General features: G+C 62.6%; 2 protein-coding genes. Both read right to left on the bottom strand.

Annotated elements, in window-relative coordinates; genetic code table 11:
- Window positions 1-145: 145 nt before the first annotated feature.
- The gene (locus A2J03_RS18875; protein WP_068376992.1) at window positions 146-559 is read right to left on the bottom strand and encodes a TIGR03668 family PPOX class F420-dependent oxidoreductase; all 414 of its coding nucleotides are present in this window, start codon (window positions 557-559) and stop codon (window positions 146-148) included.
- A 52-nt stretch (window positions 560-611) separates the two neighbouring features.
- Window positions 612-2332 (bottom strand): putative bifunctional diguanylate cyclase/phosphodiesterase (locus A2J03_RS18870; protein ID WP_068376989.1); only part of this gene is annotated, 1721 nt, incomplete at its 5' end.

Here is a 2332-nt window from a genome sequence, read left to right as displayed (position 1 = left end):
CGCTGCCTCAAACGTGCCATAGCCCGCGAAGTATTCGGCCTACTTGCACACCCACAACACGGTTGACAAACATAGGAGCATCATTCGGTCACTCCAAGGGTGACCGAATGAGACATTCGGTCACCGCAGAGGGCCAACAAACCCCCTAAGACGCCCGCCAAGAACGCCAGGTCAGCTTCGCGACCTCGATGACGGGCCCCTCGGGCCTCGCTGACTTGTACTGGTCGTACTTGGCGGCGAGAGCGTCGATGGCCGCTGTGCCCGCGTCGGTATCGGCCTCGATGACGCGAGCGGAGCCGCTGGCGCGGACCCACCACAGTTTGTCCCAGTCGTCGTCGTAGTTGTCGACGATCAGGCTTACTGCGGGGTCTGCCCGGATGTTTTCGAGCCGCTGCAGCTTGCGGGTGGATTTGGGTTTCCAGTCGATCGCGGTGACGAGAGTATCGCCGGTGCGTGCGAACACGATGGGGACCAGGTGCGGGGTGCCGTCTGGGTTGATCGTGGACAAGAGTGCGCGGCGAGCACCGGAAAAGCGCTCGATTTCGTCGTCGATCTTCACAGCCTCGTTGTCCTCACGTCATATTCAGTGCCCCATTGCATGGGCCGCACGGTCATGCGGATGCGCTGTGCGCGCCGTTCTGGAGAAGGATCGTTTCGAATTGCGCGGCGGTCATGGGAAGCCCCAATAGATGACCTTGCCCGAATGTGACGCCCATGTCGACGCAGGACTCGAGTTGGTCGATGGTCTCGATGCCTTCGGCGACGGTGTCCTTTCCGAGATCGTGGGTCACTTCGACGACTGCTTTGCACAGGGCGGTCATGGCGCGACGACGCTGAAGGTCTTTGCTGTCGAGATGCTGAGTCAGCGATTTGTCGATTTTCAGGATGTCGACGGGCAGCGTGGCGAGGCGTTCGAGTGAGGAGAATCCAGAGCCGAAGTCGTCGATCGCGACGAGTGAACCGTGTCGTCGAACGTCCATGAGTTGGTAGTAGACGGCATCGACGTCGTGCAGCGACTTCGATTCGGCCAATTCGAGGACGAGTCGTCCTGGTTCGATGCCGAGCGAGTCGACGATGCTGTTGACGTCCGTCGCGAGGGTGCCTGCGGCGAAGTGCAGCGGGCTGACGTTGACTCCGACCTGCACGTGGAGGTCCTTGTACTGCCAGGCCGCTAGGGTCCGGCCGACCTGAGTGAGGATCCAGTTGCTCAGCGGAATGATGAGATCCGCGTCCTCGGCCAGGCCGATGAAGCTGTCCGGCATGAGCAGCCCGAGTTCAGGATGGTTCCAGCGGATGAGGGCTTCGGCTCCGACGACAGTCCTCGACGACAGCTCGACGATCGGCTGGTAGACCATTTCGAGCTCGTGTTCGGCCATCGCGACGCCGCGGAGCCGCTCCACCAGCTCCAGTCGCTTTCGGTTGCTGTCGCGCAGCTCTGGTGAGAACACTTGGTGGCTGCTGCGGCCCAGCGATTTGGCGGCGTGCATCGCCGTGGTCGCGTCGTGAACGAGTTGCATGGGGTCGACCGTGCTGTGGTTCGAGGTGGCGACGCCGACACTGGCAGTGATGGTGAGGTGTCGGTCGCCGAGTTCGAACGAGGGGTCGAGGACACTGGAGAAACCTGCTGCCATGGCGCGCGCCGCAATTGGTTGGCAGCCTCGGGCGATGACGACGAACTCGTCGCCCGTCAGCCTGCCCAATGTGTCGGTGGGGCGGGTCGAGGCTTTGATGCGAGCGGCGACCAATTGCAGGAGTTCGTCACCGGACGTCGGGCCGAGTGCGTCGTTGAATTCACGGAATCCGTCGATGTCGACGAGTAGCACGCTGACTTCGTGGTCCCGAGACCGCACGGCGAGCTCGCGAGCAAGCAGGTATTCGATCTCATCCCGGTTCGGTAGTCCGGTCAATGGATCCTGCCCAGGGGCTACGTCTGCCGTGTCGAGTTCGGCGACGTCCTCGTGAGTCAGATAGAGGCCTGCTCCGTCAGCGAGTCTGATTGCGCGAAGCCGAAAGCGGAATTTGCCTGACTTGTAGTTCATCGAGAACACTCGATGGTCGCCGGTGACGACGCCGTGCAGACCCGCAAGAACTGCGGCAGCGGATTCGTTGCCGTGCGCGGCCGCGCGGCGGCACAGGTCGAAGTAGTTGCCGCCGGGACTGAAGGACTTGCCTGCTGGTCCGTCGGCCCAGAACCTGGTCCACACTCGATTGACCAGCATGATCGTTCCGGTGAGATCGAGTACGACCGTGCCAGCGGGCACTGCCTCCAGCATGTTCTGCGCGAGCTCGCCGGTCCATGCGGAGCGGGTGGTCCCGAGCCGCTCCGCGGTGA

It is taken from the genome of Rhodococcus sp. EPR-157, assembly GCF_001647195.1.
Taxonomy (GTDB): domain Bacteria; phylum Actinomycetota; class Actinomycetes; order Mycobacteriales; family Mycobacteriaceae; genus Rhodococcoides.
Note: the sequence above shows the minus strand (reverse complement) of the source record. Positions and strands in the feature narration are given on the sequence as shown.